Origin of the sequence: Synechococcus sp. R8-2, assembly GCF_047461715.1 — a bacterium.
GTDB lineage: Bacteria > Cyanobacteriota > Cyanobacteriia > Thermostichales > Thermostichaceae > Thermostichus.
Genome location: NZ_JANSHQ010000682.1, coordinates 1 through 972 on the forward strand (window position 1 = coordinate 1; position 972 = coordinate 972).

The window sequence follows — 972 nt, forward strand, 5'->3', positions numbered from 1 at the left end:
GGTCAGTAAGCAGAAAGCCACCCGCAGAAATCACTTCCAGGTTCCTAAGGTTCAGATCCCCATTCAGGCTGCAGTTAAACGAAATCAGCGATTCGGCAAATAGGCGGGCTGCCTCTTGACGGTTGGCAGTTTTGGCAAGAATGGGCAAGTGTGTCCTCTTTATGGCTTCGACCAGACGGGAACGTCTGGGATGGTCGGATCCCTGATGGCCAATAAAGACAACTTGGCTTTCTCTTGCTTCTACCCACTTGTGGACAACCGTATGCATGGAGATGAGAGGTAGCCAGGCCAGGTTTTCCGCGCCCGCCGCGGCAAACCAGTGCAGGTGCTGGCGGTTGTAATCAGTAACAACATAATCAAAGGCTTCAACGGCCCAGTAGGCCAAAAGATGTTTGATGGGGAAGTGCCACTGATGCGTATCTCCGGCTAGTAAGACGGTTGGACAGCCAAATTTTTTCGTGTTGAAGGGGTTGCTGTATTCGCAGCTGGCAGCTCGTACAATCACCAAGTCAAACTCTTTATCCACAATCTGCTCAGACTGCTGGACAAAGTCATAGAGGTCATAATCTCCTTCCGGACACTCCACCAAGCCTTCACGACGGTTGACATAGCCTAGTCCACAGCCCCCCACTCTTTTTTTGGGACAGACAGTTACTTGCCGATCTGAAAGCTGCGGCGGTGGGATGTAGTCTGGCGGAATTGGCCAGCTCAGGAGAACTCGCGGTTGCAGAGTTTCTTTGTTGGAATTTTCCATAGCTCGTCCTTCTAATCAGTGCTGCTGACAAAGTGTAGCTTCTGCCCAGGCTACAAAGAGGGCTAGTTTTGCACTATCCTGCCCTACGTGCATCCATAATGACAAAGTCAGGAGCCAAGTGCTGATTATACCTATGATCAATCTGTTTGCGGTCTTGTTCTGAGCAAAACTCCACATAGATGACCTTGATATCTTCGAGCTGCTCTTGCAAGCTGGTC

General features: G+C 50.4%; 1 pseudogene. It reads right to left on the bottom strand.

Features of this window, described 5'->3' with window-relative positions:
• Positions 1 to 526, bottom strand: a pseudogene (locus NW819_RS13845) (glycosyl transferase family 1); the annotation flags it as partial.
• Between the last annotated feature and the right edge of the window lie 446 nt (positions 527 to 972).